This window comes from uncultured Roseibium sp. (assembly GCF_947496995.1).
Classification (GTDB): domain Bacteria; phylum Pseudomonadota; class Alphaproteobacteria; order Rhizobiales; family Stappiaceae; genus Roseibium.
In genome coordinates, this window is sequence record NZ_CANMFD010000002.1 from 1 (window position 1) to 24,735 (window position 24,735).

A 24,735-nucleotide genomic window follows, 5' to 3' on the forward strand; every position below is an offset into this window, starting at 1 on the left:
GGGTGTAGCTCAGTTGGTTAGAGTGCCGGCCTGTCACGCCGGAGGTCGCGGGTTCGAGTCCCGTCACTCGCGCCACTTTCCAAATCGCTGAAGGCAGCGGTCAGGGAAGGGCGCTTTACTACCGTGAATGTGCGGGTGTAGCTCAGTTGGTTAGAGTGCCGGCCTGTCACGCCGGAGGTCGCGGGTTCGAGTCCCGTCACTCGCGCCACTCACGGTTTTTATCGAATTCTCAATATCTTCCACTTAAAACCTAATGCAGAATCCCGGCTTCGTCAGCGGAGCTCGTCGATATGCATCGCATCCGGGCGATTTGCGAGCCGGTTCCACAGGTCGAATCCCGTGGTAACGCAGCGGCTTCAATTTGTTCGGCTTTTGCTATACCGATGGTTCAGATCCGATTCTGTGGGAGGGGTGGATTTCTATCGCAGGTGCGGCATATTTCCTTGTCTGCCTGTGCAAAGATTTTGTTCTGCTGCAAAGTGGCTGAAAAGAGGGAATTGTCGAGGCTGCGCGGGAAATTGGTCCAACTGTGGCAGGAGTTTGCCCGGATCTGGGTCTTGCGTTGCACCAAGTCGTAAGCTAAGCGTGCGCTCGCATGTTGGTTTCACTCGGCCGGCGGCTTTAAGCGCTTTCGGTCGGGAGATGTGACGAGAGGGCCGAAGCCCCGACCTGGATCGCCTCCCGATCCGCTCCATATGCAAGGACGCGAAAGACATGGAAGAACTGTTGCGGGAATATGTCCCGATTGTCGTCTTCATCGGCATTGCCCTGGTGATCGGCCTTGCTCTGCTGATTTCCCCGTTCATCCTGGCCTACAAGAATCCGGATCCGGAAAAACTGTCGGCCTATGAGTGCGGCTTCAACGCCTTCGACGACGCGCGCATGAAGTTCGACGTGCGCTTTTATCTGGTGTCTATCCTGTTCATCATCTTTGACCTTGAGGTCGCCTTCCTGTTCCCATGGGCAACGGTGTTCGGCGAACTCGGTTGGTACGGATTCTGGTCCATGATGGTCTTCCTCGGTGTGCTGACCATCGGATTTATCTACGAATGGAAAAAGGGAGCGCTGGAATGGGATTGACCTCGACCGAGCCGCTCGTCGCACGGCAGCCGAAAGGCATCATCGATCCGAATACCGGCAATCCGGTTGGTGCGGACGATCCGTTTTTCCTCGAAGTCAACAATGAGCTCGGCGACAAGGGCTTTCTTGTCACCTCGACCGACAATCTCATCCAGTGGGCGCGCACCGGCTCGCTGATGTGGATGACGTTCGGTCTGGCCTGCTGCGCCGTGGAAATGATGCAGATGTCGATGCCGCGTTACGACGCCGAGCGCTTCGGCTTTGCTCCGCGCGCCTCTCCGCGTCAGTCGGATGTGATGATCGTCGCCGGAACGCTGACCAACAAGATGGCACCGGCCCTGCGCAAGGTCTATGACCAGATGCCGGAGCCGCGCTACGTCATCTCGATGGGATCATGCGCCAACGGCGGCGGCTATTATCACTACTCCTATTCGGTGGTGCGCGGATGCGACCGTGTTGTCCCCGTCGATATCTACGTGCCGGGCTGTCCCCCGACTGCCGAGGCGCTTCTTTACGGTGTCCTGATGCTGCAAAAGAAGATCCGCCGTACCGGTACGATTGAACGATAAGAATCAGTCGCCCCGTGGCGGCGGATTCAAGGAATGAGACGCCCGGCGTCTTGAATTTGAGGCTCCCCAGGAGTGAGGTCGAACGCGATGGACGAGACTTTGAAGGAACTCGCCGAGCATATTGAGCTTGGTCTGGGAGAAATCCTTGTTTCCTGGCAGGTCGAATACGGTGAGCTGACACTGACCGTGGATGCCACCGGTGTGCTCGACGCGATCCGTTTCCTGCGCGACAACAGCTCCTGCAAGTTCATCAATCTGACCGATATCTGCGGCGTGGATTACCCCGAGCGCGAAAAACGCTTCGATGTGGTCTATCACTTCCTGTCTCCGGTCCAGAATCAGCGCATCCGTGTGAAAGTCGCGACCGACGAGACCACGCCGGTTGCCTCTCTGACGCCGCTGTTTCCCGGCGCCGAATGGTTCGAACGCGAAGCCTATGACATGTACGGCATCCTGTTCTCCGGCCATCCGGACCTGCGCCGCATCCTGACCGACTACGGTTTTGACGGTCATCCGCTGCGCAAGGATTTCCCGGTCACCGGGTTCGTGGAAGTGCGTTATGACGACGAGAAGAAACGCGTTGTCTACGAGCCCGTGCGCCTGAACCAGGAAATGCGGACCTTCGACTTTCTCTCGCCCTGGGAGGGCACGGACTACGTGCTGCCGGGCGATGAAAAAGCAACGACGAATTAGGGCGGGGCAGGGATGAGCGAACGGCTTTCAGGCAGCTGTCTTTGCGGCGCGGTGCGGTTCACCGCGGTGCCGGAGAAACCCGAAATGGGTGTCTGCCACTGCTCCATGTGCCGTCGCTGGACTGGCGGTGTCTTCATGGCAGTCGGCTGCAACGACGTTCAGTTGGAAAACGAAGATGCTTTAGGCGTTTACAAGTCCTCCGACTACGGTGAGCGGGGGTTCTGCAAGATGTGCGGTACGACGCTTTTCTGGCGGATGGCCGATGGCTCGCACACCAGCATGTCCGCTCAAGCCTTCGATGATCCTTCGGTTTTCAGACTGACGAGCGAAATCTTCGTCGACGAACAGCCGGCCAATTACGCCTTCGCCAACGACACAAGCAGAATGACCGGCGCTGAAGTCATCGCGTATTTCACCCAACAGCAGGATCCTCAACATGGCTGAGGCTCAGGTACGAAATTTCAACATCAACTTCGGCCCGCAGCACCCGGCTGCCCACGGTGTTCTGCGCCTGGTGCTGGAACTCGACGGCGAAGTGGTGACCCGGGTCGATCCCCATATCGGCCTGTTGCACCGGGGCACAGAAAAGCTGATCGAGCAGAAAACCTATCTGCAGGCGATCCCGTATTTCGACCGCCTCGATTATGTTGCGCCGATGAATCAGGAGCATGCCTTTGCCATTGCGGTTGAGCGCCTGGTCGGCATCGAAGTGCCGAAACGCGGGCAGCTCGTGCGTGTGCTTTTCTCGGAAATCGGCCGTATCCTCTCCCATCTTCTGAACGTGACGACCCAGGCGATGGACGTCGGCGCCCTGACGCCGCCGCTCTGGGGCTTCGAGCCGCGTGAAGAACTGATGGTGTTCTACGAGCGCGCCTGCGGGGCCCGCATGCATGCGGCCTATGTGCGCCCGGGCGGCGTGCATCAGGACCTGCCGCGCGATCTGCTCGACGATATCTGGGATTTCTGCGATCCGTTCCTGCAGACGCTGGACGACATTGAAGGGCTGCTCACCGAGAACCGTATCTTCAAGCAGCGCAACGTTGATATCGGTGTTGTCGAACTTGACGATGCCTGGGCCTGGGGTTTCTCCGGGGTCATGGTTCGTGGTTCGGGCGCTGCCTGGGATCTGCGCAAGTCGCAGCCTTACGAGTGTTATTCCGAGCTTGATTTCGACATTCCGATCGGCAAGAACGGTGACTGCTACGACCGCTACCTGATCCGCATGGAAGAGATGCGCCAGTCGGTGCGGATCATGAAGCAATGCCTGGAAAAGCTGACTGTCGAGACGGGGCCGGTCTCCACGACCGACGGCAAGATCGTTCCGCCGAAGCGCGGTGAAATGAAGCGTTCCATGGAAGCGCTTATTCACCACTTCAAGCTCTACACCGAAGGCTATCATGTGCCCGCCGGTGAGGTTTATGCCGCGGTCGAGGCGCCCAAGGGTGAATTCGGTGTCTATCTGGTTGCGGACGGCACCAACAAGCCCTACCGCTGCAAGATCAAGGCGCCGGGTTACGCCCACCTTCAGGCAATGGATTTCCTGTGCCGGGGCCACATGCTCGCCGACGTTTCGGCTGTGCTGGGGTCCATGGACATCGTGTTCGGTGAGGTCGACCGCTGATGCGGACCGCCTGCCACAAATATTCGACCCTGGCAGCCGCCCGTCCGGCTCCGGTCACTTTGAAAGAACGGGGATAGCACCATGGCAGTTCGCCGACTTGCCGCGGAACAACCAGACAGCTTCGATTTCACGGAGAAGAATCTCGCGTGGGCAAAGAAGCTGATCGACCGGTACCCGGCCGGCCGTCAGGCCTCCGCGGTCATTCCGCTTTTGTGGCGTGCGCAGGAACAGAATGACGGCTGGGTCAGCGAGCCTGCGATCCGTTACATCGCCGACCTCCTCGACATGCCGCGGATCCGCGTTCTGGAAGTGGCCACCTTCTACACCATGTTCCAGCTTCAGCCGGTCGGCAAGAAGGCCCATATCCAGGTCTGCGGCACAACTCCGTGCCAGCTGCGCGGGTCGGAAGACCTGATCAAGATCTGCCAGTCGCGCATCGCCAAGCACATGCACGAAATTTCCGAGGACGGCATGTTCTCCTGGGAAGAAGTTGAATGCCTGGGCGCCTGTGTGAATGCACCGATGGTACAGATCTTCAAGGATACCTACGAGGATCTGACGCCGGAGAGCTTCAACCAGCTGATCGACGACATTGCCGCCGGCAAGGAAGTCACGCCGGGTCCGCAGAACGGCCGCCGTTTCGCCATGGCCGAGGGCGGCCAGACGACGCTCTCCGAGATCGACGACGATACCAAGGGCGAACTGCCCCTTGCCCATATCGTCGATGGAGCCGAGAAGGCCTCCCATGTGTTTGCCGGCGGCCCAATCAATGCGGGCGGCAATGATTACGATGGCGTTCCCACTCCGGCGGAAGATGCCGTTGCGCGGGTGAGGGCGGAAGTCGCGGCGCGTGCGAAGAAGGAACCGGTTGAAAATCCGGCTGCCTCCGCGCCGAAGAAGGCCGATCCGGATACAAAGCCGACAGTCAAGGCAAAGACGGCAGGCGACGATCCAGAGAAAAAGGCCGCAACGCCCAAGGCTCGCGGTCAGAACAAGGCCCGTCCCGACGCAAATGACCGCACGGAAGTGGAAGTTGCACGTTCAGGCGGTGCCAGCGGCGGTACGGCTTCCGACCAGGACAAGGCGCCGGCCGGCGACGAGAAAGCGCCGGAAACCCTGACGCAGGCGCGCGGCGGCAAGCCGGACGACCTGAAAAAGCTCAAGGGTGTCGGTCCGAAGCTCGAAGCAACACTGAACGAACTCGGTTTCTACCACTTCGACCAGGTCGCAAGCTGGGGCCCGCAAGAGGTTGCCTGGGTCGACAGTCGGCTGAAATTCAAGGGCCGGATCGAACGGGACGGCTGGATCGAACAGGCCAAAACGCTCGCCGGTGGCGGGGATACGGAATTTTCCAAGCGCGTGGATGCCGGTCAAGTGGCCTCCTCCAAGAGCGAAGACTAGGGGGAAGAGATGCTGAAAGATCAGGATCGGATCTTCACCAATATTTACGGTCTGCATGACTGGGGTCTGGAAGGCGCGAAGAAGCGCGGCCAGTGGGACGACACCAAGGGCCTGATCGACAAGGGCCGCGACTGGATCGTTCAGGAAATGAAGGACAGTGGCCTGCGTGGCCGTGGCGGGGCGGGCTTTCCGACCGGCCTGAAATGGTCCTTCATGCCCAAGGAATCAGATGGCCGTCCGGCCTATCTGGTGGTCAATGCCGACGAGTCGGAACCTGGTACCTGCAAGGACCGTGAAATTCTGCGCCATGACCCGCATACGCTGGTCGAGGGCTGTCTGATTGCCGGTTTCGCCATGGGTGCGATCGCCGCCTATATCTATGTGCGCGGCGAGTTCATCCGTGAGCGCGAGCGCCTGCAGGCGGCCATCGATCAGGCCTACGATGCCGGTCTCATCGGCAAGAACAACAAGAACGGCTATGATTTCGACATCTACGTTCACCATGGCGCCGGCGCCTATATCTGCGGCGAGGAAACCGCGCTGCTGGAGAGCCTGGAAGGCAAGAAGGGCCAGCCGCGCCTGAAGCCGCCGTTCCCGGCCAATGTCGGTCTCTACGGGTGCCCGACAACGGTGAACAACGTCGAATCGATTGCCGTGGCGCCGACCATTCTGCGCCGTGGCGCGGCATGGTTCTCCGCCATCGGAAAGCCGAACAACACCGGCACCAAGCTTTTCTGTGTTTCCGGGCACGTCAATCAGCCGGCGACCTTCGAGGAAGCCCTGGGCGTTCCCTTCTCGGAGATGATCGACAAACATTGCGGCGGGATCCGTGGCGGCTGGGACAATCTTCTGGCGGTAATTCCCGGCGGTTCCTCCGTGCCCTGCTGCACGGCGGAGCAGATCAAGGATGCCGCGATGGACTTCGACACGCTGCGCGGCATGGGCTCCGGCCTCGGCACGGCGGCGGTGATCGTCATGGACAAGTCGACGGACATCATCAAGGCGATTGCCCGGCTGAGCTATTTCTACAAGCACGAGAGCTGCGGCCAGTGTACGCCGTGCCGGGAAGGCACCGGCTGGATGTGGCGCGTGATGGAGCGCATGGTGAAGGGCGAATCCTCCTATGAGGAGATCGACATGCTCTTCAAGGTGACCAAGCAGGTCGAGGGGCACACGATCTGCGCGCTCGGGGATGCGGCCGCCTGGCCGATCCAGGGCTTGATCAAGAATTTCCGGCCTGTCATCGAAGAGCGCATCGATGACTTTGTGGCCAGGTCGAAGACGTCTTCGACCATGGTGGCGGCTGAGTAAGCGGAACGGGATTTGGAGAGCAACGGATGACGAAGCTCATCATCGACGGCAACGAAGTGGATGTCCCGGCGGACTATACGCTGCTTCAGGCTTGTGAAGAGGCGGGCGCCGAGGTTCCGCGCTTCTGCTATCACGACCGGCTGTCGATTGCCGGCAACTGCCGCATGTGCCTTGTAGAGGTCAAGGGTGGACCGCCGAAGCCGACCGCTTCCTGCGCCATGGGCGTCAAGGATCTGCGTCCGGGCCCCAATGGCGAACCACCTGTGGTCGAAACGAAATCCGAAATGGTCAAGAAGGCCCGCGAAGGGGTGATGGAGTTTCTGCTCATCAACCACCCGCTGGATTGCCCGATCTGCGACCAGGGCGGCGAGTGCGACCTGCAGGACCAGGCGATGGCCTATGGTGTCGACACCTCGCGTTTCGACGAAAACAAGCGGGCGGTCGAGAACAAGCATATCGGCCCGCTCGTCAAGACGATCATGAACCGCTGCATTCACTGCACGCGCTGCGTCCGCTTCACCACGGAAGTGGCCGGAGTTGCGGACATGGGCCTGATCGGCCGCGGTGAAGATGCTGAAATCACCACTTATCTGGAAGCTGCGCTGTCCTCTGAACTGCAGGGCAACGTGGTCGATCTGTGCCCGGTCGGCGCGCTGACCTCCAAGCCCTACGCCTTTCATGCCCGTCCGTGGGAGCTGACCAAAACGGAAAGCGTCGACGTGATGGACGCGCTCGGATCGGCGATCCGGGTCGATACGCGCGGCAAGGAAGTCATGCGCGTGATGCCCCGGCTGAACGAGGAGATCAACGAAGAGTGGATCTCCGACAAGACCCGTTACATCTGGGACGGCCTGAAGACCCAGCGGCTCGACCGCCCTTACGCGAAGAAAGACGGCAAGCTGCAGCCGGTTTCCTGGTCGGAAGCCTTCGCAATCATCGCCGAAAAGGAGAAAGCGGCGCCGGCCGAGCGTATCGGTGCGCTGGCGGGACAGCTTTCGGGCGTTGAGGAAATGTTCGCGCTGAAGAGCCTGATGGAAAAGCTCGGCTCCGCCAACATGGACAGCCGTTTCCCGGGTTCGCCGCTGCATCCGAGGAACGGCCGCGCCAGCTATATCTTCAACTCCACGATCCAGGGGATCGAAGACGCCGACGCTATCATGCTGATCGGCACCAATCCCCGCCAGGAAGCACCGGTTCTGAATGCGCGCATCCGCAAGCGCTGGTCGCGCGGCGACGTTCAGATCGGCCTGATCGGCGAAAACGCTGATCTGACCTATCCGGTCACCTATATCGGTGCCGGTCCGGACAGCCTGAAAGAATTTGTCGACCATGCACCGACCAGGGCCGAACGTCCGATGTTCATCATCGGTCAGGGCGCGCTCAATCGGGCCGATGGGGACGAAGTTCTTGCGTCTCTTGCGGCGGCGGCGAAGTCTCTCGGCGTCATCAAGGACGGCTGGAACGGCTTCAACATCCTGCATACCGAAGCGGCCCAGGTGGGCGCGCTCGATATCGGTTTCGTTCCGGGCGAGGGTGGCAAGGACACCGCCGCCATGCTCGAAGCCGGTGCGCTCGATGTCATGTTCCTGCTCGGCGTCGATGAGGTCGAGATTCCCGATGGCGCTTTTGTCGTCTATCAGGGCACTCACGGTGACAAGGGTGCGCATCGGGCCGACGTGATCCTGCCAGGCGCCGCCTATACGGAAAAGTCTGCGATTTACGTCAATACGGAAGGCCGCGTCCAACTGGGCGAACGGGCTGCCTTCCCGCCGGGCGATGCGCGCGAAGACTGGGCGATCCTGCGGGCGCTGTCCGCAAGTCTCGGCCAGACGCTGGAATTCGATTCGCTGAGCGAGCTGCGCTCGAAGCTGTTCGAAGCCGTGCCGCATATGACGGGCATCGACGCGATCGAACCGGGCGATGCCGCGGATATCGCAAAACTGGCCAACGCCAAGGCCAAAATGAACAATGCCGGATTTGCAAATGTGATCCGGGACTTTTATCTGACCAATCCGATCGCACGCGCGTCCAAGGTGATGGCGGAGTGCTCGGCGCTCGCCAGAACGCGGGCGGCGGAAGCAGCAGAATAAGGGGTAGGGGACCGATATGGCTGAGTTCATGACGACCTACGGTCTGCCGTTCCTGTGGATGGCATTCCAGAGCATTTTGCTGATGGTCGTGCTTCTGGTGATTGTCGCCTACGTTCTTTATGCGGACCGCAAGATCTGGGCAGCCGTCCAGATCCGCCGTGGACCGAACGTGGTCGGCCCCTGGGGCCTGCTGCAGAGTTTTGCCGACCTTCTGAAGTTCGTTCTGAAGGAACCGGTCATTCCGGCGGGCTCGAACAAGATCCTGTTCCTGCTGGCTCCGCTGGTGTCGGTTCTGCTGGCGCTGGCCGCCTGGGCGGTTATTCCGGTCGCCGACGGCTGGGTGATTGCCAACATCAATCTTGGCGTGCTTTTCGTTTTCGCCGTTTCCTCGCTCGAGGTCTACGGCGTGATCATCGGCGGGTGGGCATCGAACTCCAAATATCCCTTCCTGTCGGCGCTGCGGTCTGCCGCACAGATGGTGTCCTATGAAGTCTCCATCGGCTTCGTGATCGTCACGGTGCTTCTGTGTGCGGGGACGCTGAACCTTTCCGGCATCGTTATGGCCCAGCAAACCGGGCTCGCGACGCTGCTTGGCGTGCCGTGGCTGTCCTTCCTGAACTGGTACTGGCTGCCGCTGTTCCCGATGTTCGTGGTGTTCTTCATTTCGGCTCTCGCGGAAACCAATCGTCCGCCGTTCGATCTGGCGGAAGCGGAATCGGAACTGGTTGCCGGTTTCATGGTCGAATACGGCTCCACGCCGTACATGATGTTCATGCTTGGTGAGTATGTCGCCATCTGCCTGATGTGCGCGCTCATGAGCATCTTCTTCATGGGTGGATGGCTGCCGCCGTTCGACTTCGCGCCGTTCACCTGGGTTCCGGGCATTGTCTGGTTCCTGCTGAAATGTTTCCTCGGCTTCTTCATGTTCGCCATGGTGAAGGCGATGGTGCCGCGTTACCGCTACGATCAGCTGATGCGCCTCGGTTGGAAGGTGTTCCTGCCGCTGTCGCTGGGTATGGTCGTTGTCGTGGCCGCCGTGCTGATGATCATGGGCTGGGCTCCGGGCGCGGCGTGAGCATCTCGCTTGCCGGGCTGATCGGTGCCGCTGTCGGCCTGTATGTCGGCTGGCTCGACTGGAAGATCCTGAAGGGGATGCTCCAGGCGATGGAAACGAAAAACAGACAGGCCGGAGGCGACGGTGGCGCCGCGGCAAGATACAAGACGCTTCTGGGCGTCGTCATTTTTGGAGTTCCGGTGATCGGCTTTCCGATTATCGGGTATTGGGCCGCCAGCCAGCTGGCAGGTTGAGGAAAGAGAGGCAAAAAAGCGATGGGACTTAATCAAGCCGTCAAATCGCTGTTTCTGCAGGAGTTCGTATCCGCATTCATTCTTGCGATGCGTTACTTCTTCAAGCCGAAGCCGACAATCAACTATCCCTTCGAGAAGGGACCGGTGAGCCCGCGTTTTCGCGGCGAACACGCTTTGCGCCGCTATCCGAACGGCGAAGAGCGCTGCATTGCCTGCAAACTGTGCGAGGCGATCTGCCCGGCGCAGGCCATCACAATCGAGGCCGGCCCGCGCCGCAACGACGGCACCCGCCGGACCACGCGTTACGACATCGACATGGTCAAATGCATCTACTGCGGCTTCTGTCAGGAAGCCTGCCCGGTGGATGCGATCGTCGAGGGACCGAACTTCGAATTCGCAACGGAAACCCGCGAGGAGCTTTACTACGACAAGGACAAGCTGCTTGCGAATGGCGACCGCTGGGAACGTGAAATCGCCCGAAACATTGAAATGGACGCTCCTTACCGCTAGGAGCTAACCGGACACTTCGACTTCCGCCCGGCAATCCGGCCGGGCACCGCACTTCCGGCCGACAGGCCATACGACAGACAGGTCTTAGAAATGATCCTGAAAGCCCTCTTTTTCTACCTGTTTGCCGGCGTCACGGTGGCGTCCGCCTTCATGGTGATCGCGTCCCGCAACCCGGTGTCCTCGGTTCTGTTCCTGATTCTCGCCTTCGTGAATTCCGCCGGCCTGTTCATTCTCCTGGGGGCGGAATATCTCGCGTTGTTGCTGGTCGTCGTCTATGTCGGCGCGGTCGCGGTCCTGTTCCTGTTCGTGGTGATGATGCTGGATGTGGATTTCGTCGAGCTTCGCCAGGGCTTTCTGCAGTACATGCCTGTCGGAGCCTTGATCGGCTTGATTCTGCTTGTCGAACTGCTGATGGGCCTGGGGGCCTGGGTCATTGCACCGGAAATGCTCGGACACGGCGCCGAACCGATGCCGCCGCTGACCGAAACCAGCAACATCCAGGCACTCGGGTCGGTGCTCTACACGAAATACATCTACTTCTTCCAGGTCGCTGGCCTGGTGCTGCTGGTGGCGATGATCGGGGCAATCGTCCTGACGCTGCGCCACAAGCCGAACGTCAAACGTCAAAGCATACCGGATCAGGTTGCGCGTAACCGCGAAACCTCCATCGAGGTCCGGAAAGTGGAAACGGGAAAAGGTATCTGACGCAATTTCATTGCGTTCAGGAGCGTCCCGCGTTGGAACCATCGCGGATACGATGCTCCAGCACTATTGAATTGATCAACTTTTCTGCTTTCGCGGGGCAACCCGCAAAAGCAGGTTGGTCTGGGAAAGCCCGGACACCGGCACGCTCCTCCGTGCGGTTTCCGGTTGGGGTAAACGAGGGGAGCACGGCGAGGCGTCCATGGAAATCGGTCTGTCGCACTATCTTTCGGTCGCGGCGATCCTGTTCACGATCGGGATCTTCGGGATCTTCCTGAACAGGAAAAACGTGATTGTCATCCTGATGTCTATCGAGCTGCTGCTGCTGTCGGTGAATATCAACTTTGTCGCCTTCTCGTCGTTCCTTGGCGACATGATGGGGCAAATCTTCACCATGCTGGTGCTGACCGTGGCCGCGTCCGAAGCGGCGATCGGCCTGGCGATCCTGGTGGTCTTCCACCGGAACCGCGGTTCCATCGCCGTGGAAGACGTAAACGTGATGAAAGGGTAGGGGCCGATGTATTCCGCAATCCTGTTCCTGCCGCTTATCGGCTTTCTGATTGCCGGCCTTTTCGGACGCTCCCTGGGCGCCAAGGCTTGCGAATATATTACCAGTTCACTGCTGGTCGTGACGGCGGTGCTGTCCTGGATCACGTTCTGCGGCTTCTGGTTCGGCGGATCGGAAGCACAGGTCGTCAATCTGTTCCGCTGGCTGAATGTCGGAGACCTCAACGTCTACTGGTCGATCCGTGTCGACACGCTGACGGCGGTCATGCTGGTCGTGGTCACCACCGTGTCCGCGCTGGTGCATGTCTATTCCATCGGCTACATGCACCACGATCCGCACCGGCAGCGCTTTTTCGCCTATCTGTCGCTGTTCACCTTCGCGATGCTGTCGCTGGTGACCGCAGACAACCTGCTGCAGATGTTCTTCGGCTGGGAAGGCGTAGGTCTGGCTTCCTACCTGCTGATCGGTTTCTGGTACCAGAAGCCGTCCGCGAACGCGGCCGCCATGAAGGCCTTCGTGGTCAACCGTGTCGGCGACTTCGGTTTCGCGCTCGGTATCTTCGGCGTGTTCTATCTGTTCCAGAGCATCGATTTCACCACTATCTTCAACGATGCGCCGTCCTTCATCGGGGAGCACGGCGAGGTGATGACCTTCCTCGGCTATCATCTGGATGCGCATGCGGCGATGACCGTCGTCTGCCTGTTGCTGTTCATGGGAGCGATGGGCAAATCGGCTCAGTTCCTGCTGCACACCTGGCTGCCGGACGCGATGGAGGGCCCGACGCCGGTCTCCGCCCTTATCCACGCCGCGACGATGGTGACAGCCGGTGTCTTCATGGTGGCGCGTCTGTCGCCGCTGATGGAGCTGTCGCATACGGCGCTGGCCGTGATCGTGTTCTTCGGCGCGACGACGGCGTTTTTCGCCGCGACCGTGGGTCTTGTGCAGAACGACATCAAGCGGGTGATTGCCTATTCGACCTGTTCCCAGCTCGGCTACATGTTCGTCGCCCTCGGGGTCGGGGCCTATTCCATCGGCATCTTCCACCTGTTCACACACGCCTTCTTCAAGGCGCTCCTGTTCCTGTGCGCCGGGTCCGTGATCCATGCGGTTTCCGACGAGCAGGACATGCGCAAGATGGGCGGGCTGAGAAAACACATTCCGATCACCTACTGGACAATGATGATCGGCACGCTGGCCCTGACCGGCGTCGGCATTCCGTTCACCCATATCGGCTTTGCGGGCTTCATCTCCAAGGATGCCATCATCGAAGCGGCGTTTGCTGGGTCCACCGGCGATCATGCCAACCCGATGGCGCTCTACGGCTTCTGGCTGACGGTGATCGCCGCGGCGCTGACGGCCTTCTATTCCTGGCGTCTGACTTTCATGACCTTCCACGGCAAGCCGCGCGCGCCGGTGGATGTCATGAAACACGTGCATGAATCGCCGCTGGTGATGACAATCCCTCTGGGGATCCTGTCGATCGGCGCGGCCTTTGCCGGAATGGTCTTTTACGGGATCTTCTACGGGGAAGGTTATGCGGAGTTCTGGAAGGGAGCGCTGTTCACCAGTGAAACCAACCACATTCTGCATGCCATGCACGAGGTTCCGGCCTGGGTGAAGGTCTCGCCCTTCATCATGATGGTTCTCGGTTTCCTGGTGGCCTACCAGTTCTACATCCGCTCGCCGGAGATGCCGAAGCAACTGGCGGAGCGCCATTCCGGCCTCTATCAGTTCCTGCTCAACAAGTGGTACTTCGACGAGCTCTATGACTTCATCTTCGTCCGGCCTGCCATGTGGATCGGCCGCATGCTGTGGAAGAAGGGCGACGGCACAGTCATCGACGGCTTCGGTCCGAACGGTGTTGCTGCCCGCGTCCAGAACGTCACGACCTGGGTCGTGAAACTGCAGACCGGATATCTCTATCACTATGCTTTTGCGATGCTGATCGGTGTGGCTGCGCTCATAACCTGGTCGATGTTCACCGGTGCAGGCACCGGCGGGGGTGCACACTAATGATTGACTGGCCAATTCTGTCACTCACGACTTTCCTGCCGTTGCTTGGCGTGGTCTTCATCCTGCTGGTTCCCAGCGAGGATGAGGGAAGCAGGCGGAACATACGCATGGTTGCCCTGGTGACCACGGGCGTGACCTTCGTCCTGTCGCTGTTCATCTGGGGCAGCTTCGACTACGACAATCCGGGCTTCCAGTTCGTCGAGCAACGCGAATGGCTCGGCGGCAATGTCAGCTACAGGATGGGCGTGGACGGCATTTCGGTGCTTTTCGTGATCCTGACCACGTTCCTGTTGCCGTTCTGCATCCTGGCGTCCTGGGAAAGCATCCAGAAGCGCGTCAAGGAATACATGATCGCCTTCCTGGTGCTTGAGACGATGATGATCGGAGTTTTCTGCGCGCTCGATCTGGTGGTCTTCTATGTGTTCTTCGAGGCCGGCCTTATCCCGATGTTCCTGATCATCGGTGTCTGGGGCGGCGCGCGGCGCGTCTATGCGTCCTACAAGTTCTTCCTCTACACGCTGCTCGGATCGGTGCTGATGCTGATCGCGATCATGGCGATGTACTGGAACGCCGGAACGACGGACATCGAGCAGCTTCTGACGCACGGCTTCCCGGCCGGCATGCAGACCTGGCTGTGGCTGGCGTTCTTCGCGAGCTTCGCGGTCAAGATGCCGATGTGGCCGGTGCATACCTGGTTGCCGGATGCGCACGTGGAAGCCCCGACGGCGGGTTCGGTCATTCTGGCCGGCGTTCTCCTGAAGCTCGGCGGTTACGGCTTCCTGCGCTTCTCTCTGCCGATGTTCCCGATCGCCTCGGACATGTTCGCGCCGCTGATCTATACGCTTTCGGTAGTGGCGATCATCTATACCTCGCTGGTGGCGCTCGCCCAGGAAGACATCAAGAAGCTGATCGCCTATTCCTCCGTCGCCCACATGGGCTACGTGACCATGGGTATCTTCACGATGACCCATCAGGGCGTTCAGGGCGGCATCTTCCAGATGCTGTCTCACGGCATCGTTTCCGGCGCTCTCTTCCTGTGCGTCGGGGTGATCTACGACCGGATGCACACCCGCGAGATCGCCGCCTATGGCGGACTGGTCAACCGGATGCCGAAATACGCGGTGGTGTTCCTGATCTTCACCATGGCCAATGTCGGCCTGCCGGGCACCTCGGGCTTCGTCGGCGAAATCCTGGTCCTGATGGGTGCCTTCCAGGTGAACACCTGGGTCGCGGTCTTCGCGACGTCCGGCGTGATCCTGTCCGCGGTCTACGCGCTCTATCTCTACCGCCGGGTTGTTTTCGGCGCGATCGAGAAGGAAAGCCTGAAGTCGATCCTCGATCTGGATCTCAGGGAAAAGGTCATTCTGATCCCGATGGTCTTGCTGACGATCTTCTTCGGCTTCTATCCGATGGCGATCCTGGACGTCACCCAGGGGGCGGTCGACAATCTCATCAATCACTACACTGCGGCACTTGACGCGGCAGGTGTCGCCCAGCACGCGGCGCCCGCCGCCGTGTCTCACTAAGGTTTCGAGGACGAGACAGAGCTATGTCGGATATGACCCAATTGCCAGATCTCATGCCGGTCCTGCCGGAGATCATCCTGGCCCTCGGAGCCATGGCGTTGCTGATGGTCGGTGCCTTCGGCGGCAAAGGCGTCAGCTACGCGGTTTTCGGCGGTGCGATGGGCCTGCTGGGCGGTACCTTCCTGGTGCTTCTGCTTGTGCCGACCTTTGGCGAGACCTTCGGCGGATCCTTCGTTCTTGACGATTTCGCCTATCTTCTGAAACTGCTCGTGCTGGCAGGGTCGTTCTTTGCGATCGCCATGTCCTGGGCCTATGCCAAGAGCCAGTCCTTCGATCATTTCGAATACCCGATCCTGATCGTGCTGGCGACGCTTGGCATGATGCTCATGCTGTCCGCCAACGACCTGATTGCGCTCTATCTCGGTCTCGAACTGCAGAGCCTTGCGCTTTATGTGGTGGCGGCAATCAACCGCGACAGCGTGCGTTCCACGGAAGCCGGCCTGAAGTATTTCGTGCTCGGGTCGCTGTCCTCCGGCATGCTGCTTTACGGAATGTCGCTGGTCTACGGCTTCACCGGGCAGATCGGCTTTGCGGAAATCGCCGAGGTTCTGACTCACGAGGGCGACTCGATCGGTCTTGTCATCGGTCTGACCTTCATTCTGGCCGGCCTTGCCTTCAAGATTTCCGCGGTGCCGTTCCACATGTGGACCCCGGATGTCTATGAGGGCGCACCGACCCCTGTTACCGCCTTCCTGGCCGCCGCCCCGAAAGTGGCTGCCATGGGCATGCTGGTCCGGATCGTCATCGAGGCTTTCCAGCCTGTGACCAGCGACTGGCAGCAGATCGTGGTCTTCGTGTCCATCGCCTCCATGGCGCTCGGTGCGTTTGCCGCCATCGGGCAGCGCAACCTGAAACGACTGATGGCCTATTCCTCCATCGGTCATATGGGTTATGCGCTCGTCGGGCTTGCCGCCGGTACGCAGACCGGTGTGGAAGGCGTGATCTTCTACATGATGGCGTATCTCGGCATGACGCTCGGCGTTTTTGCCGTCATCCTGTCGATGCGCCGCAAGGACGGCATGGTTGAGGAGATCGACGATCTCGCCGGACTGTCACAAACCAACCTGCCGATGGCGATCCTGCTCGCATTGCTGATGTTCTCGCTGGCCGGAATACCGCCTCTGATCGGCTTCTTCGGCAAATGGTACGTCTTCGTGGCGGCAGTCCAGGCCGGACTTTATCCGCTGGCAGTCATCGGCGTGCTGATGTCGGTGGTCGGCGCCTACTATTATCTGCGCATCGTCAAGGTGATGTTCTTCGACGAGCCGGTCGAGGCTTTCGAGAAGATGCCGATGGAACTGCGGGTGGTGCTCGGCCTCTCCAGTGTCTTCGTCATCTTCTTCTGGCTGGCTCCGGGACATGTGGTCAATGCCGCCAGTGCGGCGGCGCAGTCCCTGTTCTGACCGCCGGCATGACCGCCCAGGGCTTGGAATGTCCGGCGCCCGGTGCGCCGGACTTTCTCTATGAAGAGCTGGAGACCGTCAGTTCGACCAATTCGCTGTGTTTCGAACGCGCCCGTGCCGGTCATCCCGGCAATCTATGGATCCGGGCACGGGAGCAGTCGGAAGGCCGGGGTCGGCGCGGCCGGGACTGGATGTCGTCCGAGGGCAATCTTTTTGCCAGTCTACTGCTGATTGACCCCGAACCGGCCGACAGAATCGCCGAATTGCCTCTTGCGGCGGCGGTTGCTCTTGCGGAAGCCGTTGACAAAGCAGCCGGGACACTGCAACTGGTATCGCTGAAATGGCCAAATGATCTCCTGGTCGGCGGAGCCAAGCTTTCAGGAATACTTCTTGAAGCGGAAACACTGGCCGATGGCCGGCGGGCCGTGGTCATCGGGTTTGGTGTGAATTGTGTCTCCCACCCGCCGCTTACGCTCTATCAGGCAACCGATCTGAGAAGTCTCGGATTTCAGGTAACCGCGGAACGGCTTTTTGCCTGCCTGGCGGAATCCCTGGCGGAGCAGCTTAGCCACTGGCAGCGGCCTGACGGGTTTGAAAGTATCCGGACCGCCTGGCTCAATCGGGCGGCACATCTGGGCAGGGAAATAACGGTCAGAACCGCCCGGGAAGAAATTACCGGCATTTTTGCCGATATGGATGCGCGCGGCTATCTCGTGTTGAAACAGGAAGATGGCGGCCAGCGCACCGTTTATGCAGGCGACGTGTTTTTGCCAGAGGCTTAACCGCCGGCCTGTGCACAGCTTTAAAGGAGCAATTCATGGCTTCGGCCAAAAAGAAAGATAACGACATAGTGTTTCTGCCATTGGGCGGGGTTGGCGAAATCGGCATGAACCTGGGTCTTTACGGCTACGGCCCCGAAGACAACAGGACCTGGCTGATCGTCGATTGCGGCGTCAGCTTCGCTGGTCCCGAGCTTCCCGGCATCGACGTGGTCGTGCCGGACATCAAGTTTCTGGAAGACGAGATCGACAATGTTGTCGGCATGGTGATCACCCACGCACATGAGGATCACTATGGCGCCATCCTGCATCTCTGGCCGTTTCTGAAGGTTCCCGTCTATGCGACGGCCTTCACGGCCGGGTTGCTTGCCGCCAAGACCGAAAGCGAGCCGGGTGCTGAAGAAGTGCCGGTGACGGTGGTGAAGCAGGGCGACAGGGTCAACATCGGGCCGTTCGACGTCGAGTTCGTCGCCATGGCTCACTCGATCCCGGAACCCTGTGCGCTGGCTATCCGTACGCCGGCGGGCATGGTTCTGCATACTGGCGACTGGAAAATCGATACGACCCCGGGCGTCGGGTTGCCGATCGACCTGGATCGGCTGGCGGAGCTCGGCCGCGAAGGCGTGATGGCACTGGTCTGCGACAGCACCAACGCGATCCGCGACGGCGTCAGCCCGAGTGAAGCGGATGTGGCCGAAGAGCTGAAGAAGGTGATGGCAAAGGCGACAAAGCGGATCGCCATCACAACCTTTGCCTCCAACGTTGCCCGTATCCGGGCGATTGCCGAGGCTGCGGCGGCCAACGAACGCGATGTCGTCGTGGTGGGCCGCTCGATGCACCGGGTGATCGAAGTTGCGGGAGAACTCGGCTATCTGGAAGGCCTGCCGGCTTTCCATGGCGAGGACGCCTTCGGCTATCTGCCGCGCGAAAAGGCGGTGCTTCTTTGCACCGGCTCGCAAGGGGAAAACCGCGCCGCTCTGGCACGAATTGCCTCCGGAGATCACCGCAACGTCGCGCTGTCCAAGGGCGACATGGTGATCTTTTCCTCGCGGACCATTCCCGGCAATGAAAAGGCGGTTGCCGAGGTTCTCAACAATCTCGCGGACCTGGGCGTCGACATCGTTACCGACAAGGATGCGCTGGTGCACGTTTCCGGCCACCCGCGCCGGGGCGAACTGGAGCAGCTCTACAAGCTGCTGAAACCGAAGGTCCTGCTGCCGGTGCACGGCGAACCGCTGCATCTTGCCGCCCAGGCGGCGTTTGCCCGCGAACAGGGCGTTCCTGAAGTCGTGCGCGGCAAGAACGGCGACATCGTTCGCCTGACCGCCGGCAAGGCCGCTGTCATCGATCAAGCGCCTTTCGGCATCATGGTCAAGGACGGCGACATTCTCGACGACCCGGAAGTCACCGGTGTCGGCGAACGGCGCAAACTGTCGTTTGCGGGGGCTGCCGTCATTGCGCTGGTCATCAATCGGGCGGGAGAACTTCTCACCGATCCCGAAGTCACGCTGCTCGGTCTGCCGGACACGGACGACGAGGGTGAGCCGATGGAGAATATCGTCATCAAGGCCGTCAACGGCGCGATGAAGAGTATTCCGAAAGCCCGGCGCAAGGACAAGGAACTGATCGGCGAAGCTGCCCGGCGGGCAGCACGCGCGGAGATCCAGAGCGTGTGGGGCAAAAAGACGCTCTGCAAGGTGATGGTGACCCGGCTATAACCTTTCACAGGCGGCCGGTCCCGGCCGCCGATTGCGGAGGAAAATGCATGATCGGCCGGCTCAACCATGTCGCAATCGCCGTATCGGACATCGATGCGGCGACAGCGGTTTACCGGGACACGCTCGGCGCCGAGGTTTCAGGCAAGCAGGATCAGCCGGACCATGGCGTGACGACCGTGTTCATCAATCTGCCAAATACCAAGATCGAACTGCTGGAACCGCTGGGCGAGGGGTCGCCTATCGCGAAGTTCCTGGAGAAGAACCCGTCCGGCGGTGTCCATCACGTGTGCTATGAGGTCGATGACATCATCGCCGCGCGGGACCAACTGGTGAAAAACGGCGCGCGGGTACTGGGCGACGGCGAACCGAAGATCGGCGCGCATGGCAAACCTGTCCTGTTTCTGCATCCGAAGGATTTTCTGGGCACGTTGACCGAACTGGAAGAGGCGTAAAAGCATGTCCGTAACGTTCGGCCTGGCGATTTACTTCCTGATCTGGTGGATTATCCTGTTCGCCATTCTTCCCTTCGGCATGCACCGGACCCAGGAAGAGGCGGGAGACGTGATTCCGGGTTCGGAGCCAAGCGCCCCGGACAGGCCGCGCTTCCTGAAGGTGATCGTGCTGACGACCATCGTCGCCACGGTCCTGTTCGCCGGTTTTGTGGGCATGCGGGCATCGGGATACGGTCTGGACGATATTCCGTTCTTCAATCCGCCGGCCGAGAGCTACGGCAATCCCGGGAATTAGAGCGTCTGCGCTCAAGCAAACTTATGGTTTGAGGAAGACGCTCAAGGCAGCGTTTGCTGTGCAAATGCGTTCGGGTGATTTCCCGAGTTCAGAGCAATGGGACACGCTCCGGAACTGGTCCAGTTCCGGGATTTCCTCCAATAACGCCGCTCACCTGCAGAAAATCGGAACGAATTCTTCAAATTGATATTCAGAAAAAGAAAAAGGCAGGGTCAAGCCCTGCCTTTGTAAAGTTCCGCGTCTAAACTGACCCTATTCCCTTACCGATTGGGTTAACAATCCGGTTGGGCGGCTGCGAACCGTGAGGCGCGCCTAAGGGTCCTTCCTCCCAAGACTCAGACCGCGATGTCCTTCAGCTTCTTGGCATTACTACCAAGGCGTCTTTTTCTTATGAAACAAAAACCTAACGGATTGAATCTGACTTGTCACCTATTTGTAGTGTGTAGCCTACATTTTTTGCTTGCCTATTTCGCAAGCGGAAAATTCGACGTCAGATCATGCTGGCGCCAGGCCCAAAACCAGGCGGTAAAATGCATTGCGTCTGCGCCTTCTCGGCCTATTTTGCGGCAAATCCCGCAAAAGATGGCAGGCGCAGCGTAAAGGACTTGTTTTTGTGCGCCGCTTGCGCTTTGACTGCGCCGCAAACAGGCGTTGCCAGGACTGAGAGAATATTCATGCGTCTTTCCAGATACTTTCTGCCCATCCTCAAGGAAACACCGAAAGAAGCGGAAATCGTTTCCCATCGGCTGATGCTGCGTGCCGGCATGATTCGCCAGCAATCTGCGGGGATCTATTCCTGGCTGCCGCTGGGACTGAAGGTGCTGCGCAAGATCGAGCGGATCGTGGAAGAAGAGCAGGCGCGGGCAGGGGCCATTCAGCTGCTTATGCCGACCATCCAGTCCGCCGACCTGTGGCGCGAGAGCGGCCGCTACGATGCCTATGGCAAGGAGATGCTGCGCATCACCGACCGGCACGAGCGCGAGATGCTCTACGGTCCGACCAACGAAGAAATGATTACCGAGATCTTTCGCAGCTATGTGCGCTCCTACAAGGATCTGCCGCTCAACCTTTACCATATCCAGTGGAAGTTCCGTGATGAGGTCCGTCCGCGCTTCGGCATCATGAGGGGCAGGGAATTCCTGATGAAGGACGCCTATTCCTTCGATCTGGACAAGGAACGGGCGGTCGAGGCCTACAACCGCATGTTCGTTGCCTATCTGCGCACCTACAAGCGCATGGGCTTGACGGCGATCCCGATGCGTGCCGAGACCGGTCCCATCGGTGGCGATCTGAGCCACGAGTTTATCGTGCTCGCCGACACCGGTGAGAGCGAGGTTTACTGCCACGCTGACTATCTGGGCAAGGAGACGCCGGGCGAGGATGTCGATTTCAACGGTGACCTGACGCCCATCGTCAGTGACTGGACGTCGCTTTACGCCGCTACGGAGGACATCGTCGACAAGGCGGAGTTCGAGGCTTCAGTACCTGAAGACAAGCGCATCGTCGCGCGCGGTATCGAGGTCGGTCAGACATTTTACTTCGGCACCAAGTATTCCGAACCTCTGGGGGCGAAGGTCGCCACCTCGGACGGCACCGAGGTTGCGGTTCATATGGGCTCCTATGGCGTCGGCGTCTCCCGCCTTCTTGGCGCCTTGATCGAGGCCAATCATGATGAAAATGGAATCATCTGGCCGAAATCCGTGGCACCTTTCCATGTCGGTCTGGTCAACCTGAAGCCGGGAGACGATCTTACCGACAGTGTGTCGGAAGATCTTTACGGCAAGCTTGAGTCCGCGGGTATCGAGGTGCTCTACGACGACACGGATACGCGGGCGGGCGCGAAGTTCGCGACCATGGATCTCATCGGCTTGCCGTTCCAGGTTGTGGCGGGTCCGCGCGGGCTGAAAGACGGCCTTCTGGAGGTCAAGGACCGCGCAACTGGGGAAAAGGAAATGCTTTCCCCGGAAGCGACGCTGAACAAACTGACGGCGGCATTGACGGGTTAGATAACTGCGGTGATGCTCGGAGCGGGGATTCGGCCGCAGGCCGCCGCGAGCCGCCACAAGTCATTGGGGCCGGTGGGGCATTGCTGAAGTGGATGGACGATGACAGCGGTAGATACTGCGGACGTTGACGAGAGCCGGAAATCAGCTGAGCCGACACGTCCGTTTTCCGCCTACGAGTGGATGATCGCCGGCCGGTATCTGCGCTCGAGGCGGCGCGAGACCTTCATTTCCGTCATCGCCGGATTTTCCTTTGCCGGGATCATGCTGGGCGTGGCGACGCTGATCATCGTCATGGCGGTGATGAACGGCTTCCGCTCCGAGCTCCTGGGCAAGATTCTCGGCATCAACGGCCATATGCTCGTGCAGCCGATAGATCTGCCGCTCACCGACTATGACGCGGTGGCGGCGCGACTGGAAGGCGTGCCTGATGTGGTCAGCGCCATTCCCTTCATCGAGGGCCAGGCGCTGGTCTCCGGGCCTGCAGGCAATCTGGGAGCCCTGGTGCGCGGTATTCACGAGGCGGACCTCCGCCGTGTGCCGCTGATCGCCAACAACATCCGTTCCGGCTCTCTTGACGGCTTCGACGAAGGCGAGGGGATCGCCATCGGCTCGCGCATGGCGCAGCAGCTCGGCGTGACCACGGGCGACAACATCACCATCATTTCGCCGCGTGGCAGCGTCACGCCGATGGGGGTGACGCCAAGGCTGAAGGCCTATCCGGTGTCGGCCGTCTTCGAGATCGGCATGAGCGAATATGACAGCACCTTCGTGTTCATGCCGCTGGAAGAGGCGCAGGCCTATTTCAACATGGACACCAAGGCGACCGGGATCGAGATCTATGTGGTCGATCCGGACAATGTCGGCGTCATGGCCAAGGCCATCGAAGAAGCCGCCGAGCGTCCGACTTTCGTCACCGACTGGCGGCAGCGCAACGTGACGTTTTTCTCCGCGCTGGAGGTTGAGCGCAACGTGATGTTCATCATTCTGACGCTGATCGTGCTGGTGGCGGCGCTCAACATCATTTCCGGACTGATCATGCTGGTGAAGGACAAGGGCAGGGACATCGCCGTTCTGCGCACCATGGGGGCAACCCGCGGTTCGATCATGCGGATCTTCCTGATCACCGGCGCCAGCATCGGCTGTGTCGGCACCTTCGCGGGGTTCGTACTCGGTCTGGTTGTCTGCCTGAATATCGAGAGCATCCGCCAGGGTGTCTCGTGGCTGACGTCAACGCAGCTTTTCGACCCGACGCTCTACTTCCTGTCCAGGCTGCCGGCGGAAATCGACAGCGGTGAAACGCTGACGGTGCTCCTGATGGCCCTGGTGCTGTCGCTGCTGGCGACGCTTTATCCCGCCTGGCGGGCCGCACGGCTCGATCCTGTTGAAGCGCTGCGGTATGAGTGAGGAAGCGCCGATGAACATGACCGTCGATCCATGCCGGACATCTGGCCTCGCACCGGCGGCTCTCGAGCTTGCCGGCATAGGGCGCAGTTTCGATGAGGGCGACCGCAAGCTTCACATCCTCAACGGTGCGAACCTGCGGATCGAGGCCGGGGAAATGGTGGCGCTGGTCGCGCCGTCCGGAACCGGCAAATCCACCCTGCTGCATATCGCCGGGCTGCTGGAGCGCCCCGACGAGGGGGATGTGTTTCTCGGACCGGTGAATTGTTCGGAGTTGTCCGACGACCAGCGCACAGCCATCCGCCGCAACGACATCGGCTTTGTCTACCAGTTCCATCATCTGCTGCCGGAATTTACCGCGCAGGAGAACATCATGATGCCGCAGATGATCCGCGGGCTTCCGAAAAAGGTCGCCGCCGAGCGGGCCGATGAACTGCTCAGCTACATGCGGCTTGGCGAGCGGGGAAAGCACCGTCCCTCGGAGCTTTCCGGTGGTGAGCAGCAGCGGGTGGCGGTTGCCCGTGCGGTGGCCAATGCGCCGCGCATCCTGCTGCTGGACGAACCGACGGGCAATCTCGATCCGACGACGGCCAAATATGTCTTCGATGCCCTGGCGGCGCTTGTGCGGGCCTCCGGCGTCGCGACGCTGTTCGCCACACATAATCTGGAACTCGCCGCGCAGATGGATCGCTCGATCACCCTGAAGGACGGGCTGGTACAGCCGCTTTAGGTCTGCTGCCAGTTGCCGGACCGGATAATCCGGATTGAGAAACGGCAAGGCCTGTTTTTTTTAACTCCCCCTGCCTACAAGCGCCGGATCGTGCCGCGTTCAATCGAGAACGAGATGCACGACATGACACCGGACAAAACTTTCTTGCACGCCTCGACAAGAGCGGAACAAAGCGAAAACCCGTGATTTTCAGATAATTTGATCCTCTTGATGGCAACAGGAACAAAAAGGGCTTGCAAAGAGAACAAACATTGAACATACTCTCTTCAAGCCATAAGCCAAGGTTGGAGGGTGTGATGATTTATATCGCTCGTGATTTTGCCGCATTCGGTTCCCTGATGTGTTTCTGCACGACGCTTGCTGTCTGGGGCGACGTGCTGTTTTCCGTCGGCTGAGAAATTCGTCTTCTGAGGGAAGATCCCATTCCGGTGCGCCGGGAAGTGTTTCCGGCGTGCCTTGCTCTCGCGATAAGAAATTTGCTGCCGTGTCCGTGTGTTGTTTTTGTGTGCGCCGTCTTTCGGTGTGCCGGGCGGGACGATGTGGCAAAGAACAGCGGTAA

The 24,735-nt window shown here is 59.9% G+C and carries 23 protein-coding genes and 1 tRNA gene; all 24 read left to right on the forward strand.

Going from position 1 to position 24,735, the window contains the following annotated elements:
• Positions 1–131 precede the first annotated feature (131 nt).
• Positions 132–208 (forward strand) — tRNA-Asp (locus Q1B40_RS08655).
• 506 nt (positions 209–714) lie between these two features.
• Positions 715–1,080, forward strand: coding sequence for an NADH-quinone oxidoreductase subunit A (locus Q1B40_RS08660; protein WP_068418473.1), 366 nt, complete (start codon positions 715–717; stop codon positions 1,078–1,080).
• Positions 1,071–1,649, forward strand: coding sequence for an NADH-quinone oxidoreductase subunit B family protein (locus Q1B40_RS08665; protein WP_068418475.1), 579 nt, complete (start codon positions 1,071–1,073; stop codon positions 1,647–1,649). The genes Q1B40_RS08660 and Q1B40_RS08665 overlap by 10 nt, the downstream gene beginning before the upstream one ends.
• 87 nt (positions 1,650–1,736) lie before the next feature.
• Positions 1,737–2,342 (forward strand): NADH-quinone oxidoreductase subunit C, encoded by a 606-nt coding sequence (locus Q1B40_RS08670; RefSeq protein ID WP_299812618.1) that lies wholly within the window; start codon positions 1,737–1,739, stop codon positions 2,340–2,342.
• A 12-nt stretch (positions 2,343–2,354) separates the two neighbouring features.
• Positions 2,355–2,786, forward strand: a complete 432-nt coding sequence (locus Q1B40_RS08675) for a GFA family protein (protein ID WP_299812620.1) — start codon at positions 2,355–2,357, stop codon at positions 2,784–2,786.
• Positions 2,779–3,963: an NADH-quinone oxidoreductase subunit D gene (locus Q1B40_RS08680; protein ID WP_299812622.1), complete on the forward strand. Its 1,185-nt coding sequence runs from the start codon at positions 2,779–2,781 to the stop codon at positions 3,961–3,963. The genes Q1B40_RS08675 and Q1B40_RS08680 overlap by 8 nt, the downstream gene beginning before the upstream one ends.
• 81 nt (positions 3,964–4,044) lie before the next feature.
• Positions 4,045–5,364: an NADH-quinone oxidoreductase subunit E gene (locus Q1B40_RS08685; RefSeq protein WP_299812624.1), complete on the forward strand. Its 1,320-nt coding sequence runs from the start codon at positions 4,045–4,047 to the stop codon at positions 5,362–5,364.
• 9 nt (positions 5,365–5,373) lie between these two features.
• Positions 5,374–6,675 (forward strand): NADH-quinone oxidoreductase subunit NuoF, encoded by a 1,302-nt coding sequence (gene nuoF, locus Q1B40_RS08690; RefSeq protein ID WP_068418490.1) that lies wholly within the window; start codon positions 5,374–5,376, stop codon positions 6,673–6,675.
• A gap of 26 nt (positions 6,676–6,701) precedes the next feature.
• On the forward strand, positions 6,702–8,765 hold the full coding sequence (gene nuoG, locus Q1B40_RS08695) for an NADH-quinone oxidoreductase subunit NuoG (RefSeq protein WP_299812629.1): 2,064 nt from the start codon (positions 6,702–6,704) through the stop codon (positions 8,763–8,765).
• A gap of 16 nt (positions 8,766–8,781) precedes the next feature.
• Positions 8,782–9,840 (forward strand): NADH-quinone oxidoreductase subunit NuoH, encoded by a 1,059-nt coding sequence (gene nuoH / locus Q1B40_RS08700; protein WP_068418497.1) that lies wholly within the window; start codon positions 8,782–8,784, stop codon positions 9,838–9,840.
• The gene (locus tag Q1B40_RS08705; protein ID WP_068418504.1) at positions 9,837–10,073 is read left to right on the forward strand and encodes an NADH dehydrogenase; all 237 of its coding nucleotides are present in this window, start codon (positions 9,837–9,839) and stop codon (positions 10,071–10,073) included. Before nuoH ends, Q1B40_RS08705 begins: the two co-directional genes overlap by 4 nt.
• Positions 10,074–10,094: 21 nt before the next feature.
• Positions 10,095–10,583 (forward strand): NADH-quinone oxidoreductase subunit NuoI, encoded by a 489-nt coding sequence (gene nuoI / locus Q1B40_RS08710; protein ID WP_103223580.1) that lies wholly within the window; start codon positions 10,095–10,097, stop codon positions 10,581–10,583.
• 90 nt (positions 10,584–10,673) lie between these two features.
• Complete coding sequence (locus Q1B40_RS08715) at positions 10,674–11,288, forward strand: NADH-quinone oxidoreductase subunit J (RefSeq protein WP_299812640.1); 615 nt, start codon at positions 10,674–10,676, stop codon at positions 11,286–11,288.
• Positions 11,289–11,487: 199 nt separating this feature from the next.
• Complete coding sequence (gene nuoK, locus Q1B40_RS08720; RefSeq protein WP_068418566.1) at positions 11,488–11,796, forward strand: NADH-quinone oxidoreductase subunit NuoK; 309 nt, start codon at positions 11,488–11,490, stop codon at positions 11,794–11,796.
• 6 nt (positions 11,797–11,802) lie between these two features.
• Complete coding sequence (nuoL, locus tag Q1B40_RS08725; RefSeq protein WP_299812643.1) at positions 11,803–13,806, forward strand: NADH-quinone oxidoreductase subunit L; 2,004 nt, start codon at positions 11,803–11,805, stop codon at positions 13,804–13,806.
• A complete protein-coding gene (locus tag Q1B40_RS08730; protein WP_299812645.1) occupies positions 13,806–15,332 on the forward strand; it encodes an NADH-quinone oxidoreductase subunit M in 1,527 nt (508 codons plus the stop codon). Before nuoL ends, Q1B40_RS08730 begins: the two co-directional genes overlap by 1 nt.
• Before the next feature lie 23 nt (positions 15,333–15,355).
• Positions 15,356–16,795 (forward strand): NADH-quinone oxidoreductase subunit NuoN, encoded by a 1,440-nt coding sequence (gene nuoN, locus Q1B40_RS08735; RefSeq protein ID WP_299812647.1) that lies wholly within the window; start codon positions 15,356–15,358, stop codon positions 16,793–16,795.
• A gap of 8 nt (positions 16,796–16,803) precedes the next feature.
• Complete coding sequence (locus Q1B40_RS08740; protein WP_299812649.1) at positions 16,804–17,577, forward strand: biotin--[acetyl-CoA-carboxylase] ligase; 774 nt, start codon at positions 16,804–16,806, stop codon at positions 17,575–17,577.
• A 35-nt stretch (positions 17,578–17,612) separates the two neighbouring features.
• Positions 17,613–19,292, forward strand: a complete 1,680-nt coding sequence (locus Q1B40_RS08745; RefSeq protein ID WP_299812651.1) for a ribonuclease J — start codon at positions 17,613–17,615, stop codon at positions 19,290–19,292.
• A 47-nt stretch (positions 19,293–19,339) separates the two neighbouring features.
• On the forward strand, positions 19,340–19,744 hold the full coding sequence (gene mce / locus Q1B40_RS08750) for a methylmalonyl-CoA epimerase (RefSeq protein ID WP_299812653.1): 405 nt from the start codon (positions 19,340–19,342) through the stop codon (positions 19,742–19,744).
• A 4-nt stretch (positions 19,745–19,748) separates the two neighbouring features.
• Positions 19,749–20,039, forward strand: a complete 291-nt coding sequence (locus Q1B40_RS08755) for a DUF1467 family protein (RefSeq protein ID WP_068418532.1) — start codon at positions 19,749–19,751, stop codon at positions 20,037–20,039.
• Positions 20,040–20,713: 674 nt separating this feature from the next.
• The gene (gene proS, locus Q1B40_RS08760) at positions 20,714–22,045 is read left to right on the forward strand and encodes a proline--tRNA ligase (RefSeq protein WP_299812658.1); all 1,332 of its coding nucleotides are present in this window, start codon (positions 20,714–20,716) and stop codon (positions 22,043–22,045) included.
• Between the two features lie 99 nt (positions 22,046–22,144).
• Positions 22,145–23,449 carry a lipoprotein-releasing ABC transporter permease subunit gene (locus tag Q1B40_RS08765; protein ID WP_299812660.1) on the forward strand — a complete coding sequence of 435 codons (1,305 nt, stop codon included), beginning with the start codon at positions 22,145–22,147 and terminating at the stop codon, positions 23,447–23,449.
• A 10-nt stretch (positions 23,450–23,459) separates the two neighbouring features.
• Positions 23,460–24,176, forward strand: coding sequence for an ABC transporter ATP-binding protein (locus Q1B40_RS08770; RefSeq protein ID WP_299814839.1), 717 nt, complete (start codon positions 23,460–23,462; stop codon positions 24,174–24,176).
• The last annotated feature ends 559 nt before the right edge of the window (positions 24,177–24,735 follow it).

Excerpts from the sequence above, each read along its gene's own strand:
- Q1B40_RS08660 (WP_068418473.1), top strand. The coding sequence starts at position 715 with ATGGAAGAACTGTTGCGGGAATATGTCCCGATTGTCGTCTTCATCGGC.
- Q1B40_RS08665 (WP_068418475.1), top strand. The coding sequence starts at position 1,071 with ATGGGATTGACCTCGACCGAGCCGCTCGTCGCACGGCAGCCGAAAGGC.
- Q1B40_RS08670 (WP_299812618.1), top strand. The coding sequence starts at position 1,737 with ATGGACGAGACTTTGAAGGAACTCGCCGAGCATATTGAGCTTGGTCTG.
- Q1B40_RS08675 (WP_299812620.1), top strand. The coding sequence starts at position 2,355 with ATGAGCGAACGGCTTTCAGGCAGCTGTCTTTGCGGCGCGGTGCGGTTC.
- Q1B40_RS08680 (WP_299812622.1), top strand. The coding sequence starts at position 2,779 with ATGGCTGAGGCTCAGGTACGAAATTTCAACATCAACTTCGGCCCGCAG.
- Q1B40_RS08685 (WP_299812624.1), top strand. The coding sequence starts at position 4,045 with ATGGCAGTTCGCCGACTTGCCGCGGAACAACCAGACAGCTTCGATTTC.
- nuoF (WP_068418490.1), top strand. The coding sequence starts at position 5,374 with ATGCTGAAAGATCAGGATCGGATCTTCACCAATATTTACGGTCTGCAT.
- nuoG (WP_299812629.1), top strand. The coding sequence starts at position 6,702 with ATGACGAAGCTCATCATCGACGGCAACGAAGTGGATGTCCCGGCGGAC.
- nuoH (WP_068418497.1), top strand. The coding sequence starts at position 8,782 with ATGGCTGAGTTCATGACGACCTACGGTCTGCCGTTCCTGTGGATGGCA.
- nuoI (WP_103223580.1), top strand. The coding sequence starts at position 10,095 with ATGGGACTTAATCAAGCCGTCAAATCGCTGTTTCTGCAGGAGTTCGTA.
- Q1B40_RS08715 (WP_299812640.1), top strand. The coding sequence starts at position 10,674 with ATGATCCTGAAAGCCCTCTTTTTCTACCTGTTTGCCGGCGTCACGGTG.
- nuoK (WP_068418566.1), top strand. The coding sequence starts at position 11,488 with ATGGAAATCGGTCTGTCGCACTATCTTTCGGTCGCGGCGATCCTGTTC.
- nuoL (WP_299812643.1), top strand. The coding sequence starts at position 11,803 with ATGTATTCCGCAATCCTGTTCCTGCCGCTTATCGGCTTTCTGATTGCC.
- Q1B40_RS08730 (WP_299812645.1), top strand. The coding sequence starts at position 13,806 with ATGATTGACTGGCCAATTCTGTCACTCACGACTTTCCTGCCGTTGCTT.
- nuoN (WP_299812647.1), top strand. The coding sequence starts at position 15,356 with ATGTCGGATATGACCCAATTGCCAGATCTCATGCCGGTCCTGCCGGAG.
- Q1B40_RS08740 (WP_299812649.1), top strand. The coding sequence starts at position 16,804 with ATGACCGCCCAGGGCTTGGAATGTCCGGCGCCCGGTGCGCCGGACTTT.
- Q1B40_RS08745 (WP_299812651.1), top strand. The coding sequence starts at position 17,613 with ATGGCTTCGGCCAAAAAGAAAGATAACGACATAGTGTTTCTGCCATTG.
- mce (WP_299812653.1), top strand. The coding sequence starts at position 19,340 with ATGATCGGCCGGCTCAACCATGTCGCAATCGCCGTATCGGACATCGAT.
- Q1B40_RS08755 (WP_068418532.1), top strand. The coding sequence starts at position 19,749 with ATGTCCGTAACGTTCGGCCTGGCGATTTACTTCCTGATCTGGTGGATT.
- proS (WP_299812658.1), top strand. The coding sequence starts at position 20,714 with ATGCGTCTTTCCAGATACTTTCTGCCCATCCTCAAGGAAACACCGAAA.
- Q1B40_RS08765 (WP_299812660.1), top strand. The coding sequence starts at position 22,145 with ATGACAGCGGTAGATACTGCGGACGTTGACGAGAGCCGGAAATCAGCT.
- Q1B40_RS08770 (WP_299814839.1), top strand. The coding sequence starts at position 23,460 with ATGAACATGACCGTCGATCCATGCCGGACATCTGGCCTCGCACCGGCG.